This window comes from Bifidobacterium sp. UBA6881 (assembly GCA_002451435.1).
In the GTDB taxonomy this organism is placed as follows: Bacteria; Actinomycetota; Actinomycetes; order Actinomycetales; family Bifidobacteriaceae; genus Bifidobacterium.
In genome coordinates this window covers 702-2,857 of sequence record DKCF01000005.1, presented here as the reverse complement: position 1 = coordinate 2,857, position 2,156 = coordinate 702, and the positions used below count along the sequence as shown (strand labels likewise).

The 2,156-nt window shown below is 62.4% G+C and carries 4 protein-coding genes; all 4 read right to left on the bottom strand.

The genetic code is table 11. The annotated features are described in order from the left end of the window. Positions 1 to 25: 25 nt before the first annotated feature. The 4 genes from B3C64_RS00230 to B3C64_RS00215 all read right to left on the bottom strand — a co-directional run bounded on the left by B3C64_RS00230 (position 26) and on the right by B3C64_RS00215 (position 2,062). A complete protein-coding gene (locus B3C64_RS00230; protein WP_349679934.1) occupies positions 26 to 472 on the bottom strand; it encodes an Rv3654c family TadE-like protein in 447 nt (148 codons plus the stop codon). Positions 473 to 516: 44 nt separating this feature from the next. Then, positions 517 to 885, bottom strand: coding sequence for a TadE family type IV pilus minor pilin (locus tag B3C64_RS00225; protein ID WP_291532920.1), 369 nt, complete (start codon positions 883 to 885; stop codon positions 517 to 519). A 3-nt stretch (positions 886 to 888) separates the two neighbouring features. Next, positions 889 to 1,176, bottom strand: a complete 288-nt coding sequence (locus tag B3C64_RS00220; protein WP_414632136.1) for a DUF4244 domain-containing protein — start codon at positions 1,174 to 1,176, stop codon at positions 889 to 891. Between the two features lie 367 nt (positions 1,177 to 1,543). Continuing rightward, positions 1,544 to 2,062: a type II secretion system F family protein gene (locus B3C64_RS00215; protein WP_291532918.1), complete on the bottom strand. Its 519-nt coding sequence runs from the start codon at positions 2,060 to 2,062 to the stop codon at positions 1,544 to 1,546. Between the last annotated feature and the right edge of the window lie 94 nt (positions 2,063 to 2,156).

Here is a 2,156-nt window from a genome sequence, read left to right as displayed (position 1 = left end):
GTATGCGCAATCGGCCGCGGCAGTCCTAGCCGCATGCAATCGGCCCCGCCCGCGACTGCTTGGACACATGCGGCATGAACGGCACTTGCGTGCCCACGCGTACGACCACCTGCACGTCTTCGCCATCGACTTCGCAGGATGCGAGCGCCGCATCGTTGCCCGTTACCGTCCGTTCCGCCACCGCGCAGGGTGCCGAGGATCCCTTGTAGAGCGCGGTCGCCGCGGCCGTGGCCGACATATCGGCGATGTTCTGCGCATGGTGCAGGCAAAGCAGCAGATTGCCTGCAAGCGCCACCGCGCCAAGCATGGCAGCGGCCACCGCAATCAGCGCGACGCCGGAAACCGTTCCGGAGCCTTCATCCGATTCGCGCAGCCAACCATTCCGGTTCCGCGCGGTGGAAACGCATGACGCGTATCGGCCGGAACCGCGTTTCACGCCATCTTCCACAGCATGTTTCACATGATGTTTCACGACATCGCTCCTTTCTATGGCGAATCTCGAGGACCAACGGATTCTCAGAAATATCGGACCGCCTTGCCGACGACCCACGTGGGCAGCACTCCGGCGGGATCCGGTATCACGGGGCAACGCACCGTGACGGTGACGGCATCGGCCTCCATGTCGAGCGTCACCGAAGCTCCATCGCCGGCAACGGCCAATGCCGCCGTCCGAGCCGCGGCGTCACCGCCATCGGCTTCAATCGTCACCGCCCGCGCTCCGGCCGCCGCCGCGTCCTGGCAGTTCATCGACGTTATCGACGCCCTTCCCACACACAGCACCGCGATCGCCACCGCGGCGACACAGGGAAGCACCACCGCGAACTCCGCAGTGGCGACTCCCTGGTCGGCGTCATCGGCGTGGCGGTTCCACCATCGCCACGCCATGGCTCACCCCACGCTGAGGGCCTTTTTGACGATATTGGTCAGCAGGGTTTTGACGGCATCCGATTTCACGATGCCCACCAGAACCGCCGCGAAGGCCGTTGCGGCCACCAATACCACCGCGTACTCCGCCGTCGCCGCGCCTTCTTCCGGTTCGGCGGTCAACGTGCGCATCCGCGCATCCAGCAGACATATCGTCGTATTGGCCTTTTCACGCAGTGCGTTCAGCTTCCATCCCGCCCGGCCCAGCATGCCCGGCGAGCCGTCAACATTGACTTGTGCTACGTTGCTCATGACATTCCTTTCGTATGATCGTTCCGGTCTGACAACCGGTGCGACCAGTGTCGCGTATTCCTCAATGCGAAGTCGTCCATGAACGAGGTTGTGGTCGGAGGACGATGGTTATCCACATCCCTGGCGTGTCATCCACAGTTATCCACAACGCGCGGCATCGAACTGCAATCGTGCGAATCCATCCAATCGCGTTTGCGCAATCGACCTTTCACCGCATACCAGGCTGTGTACCAAGCCATGCACTAGGCTGTGCACCAAACCTCGTATCGGATCGCGCCCACGACACATGCTCAACGGCATCACCGCATCAATGCAACGGCATTCATGCGTGCTCCACGCGCATCCAACGCCCGCACACCCGCGCCTATCATCCCGCGAACGAAGCGACCGCGGGAATGACGCCGACTGCCACGAATGCCGGCAAAAAGCACAGGCCGGTCGGCAACAGCAACCGAATCGAGAGCCTTGCCGCGGATTGTTCGATCCGTGCGCGTTCATCCCAATCGAATTGTTCGATGGCGACTTCCAGACGATTCACCGGAGACGTTCCATTCGTCCACGAGGACGCGAAGGCGTCGCGTACCACAGCGAGATCGCCGTCATCAGGCCATGCGTCGTTCCAGGAGACGCCTTCGTTGAGCCGTTCGCCCGCGGAACGCAGACCGTCGCCGAATTCACCGGAGACGATGCCGCCCACCGCGATCAACGCATGCGGAATGGACGATCCCTGCCGTATGGCCACGCTGAGCATTTCCAGAATCAACGGCAGCGTCAGCTCCTGCATACCGGAATCCGCTTCGGGCGGCACGCGGACAGGAACCCACCGCCATAGCCACGCCGCTTCGGCGGCGCACACCGCCGCGATCAACATCAATATTCCCATCATGCCGCCGACGCTCCCTCCCGTTTCAACAACGCATGTATCCAAATCGCGCCGAATACGTAGCAACAGATGGCGAACAGCAGGCATGGCAATCCCC

Excerpts from the sequence above, each read along its gene's own strand:
- B3C64_RS00225 (WP_291532920.1), bottom strand. The coding sequence starts at position 885 with ATGGCGTGGCGATGGTGGAACCGCCACGCCGATGACGCCGACCAGGGA.
- B3C64_RS00220 (WP_414632136.1), bottom strand. The coding sequence starts at position 1,176 with ATGAGCAACGTAGCACAAGTCAATGTTGACGGCTCGCCGGGCATGCTG.
- B3C64_RS00215 (WP_291532918.1), bottom strand. The coding sequence starts at position 2,062 with ATGATGGGAATATTGATGTTGATCGCGGCGGTGTGCGCCGCCGAAGCG.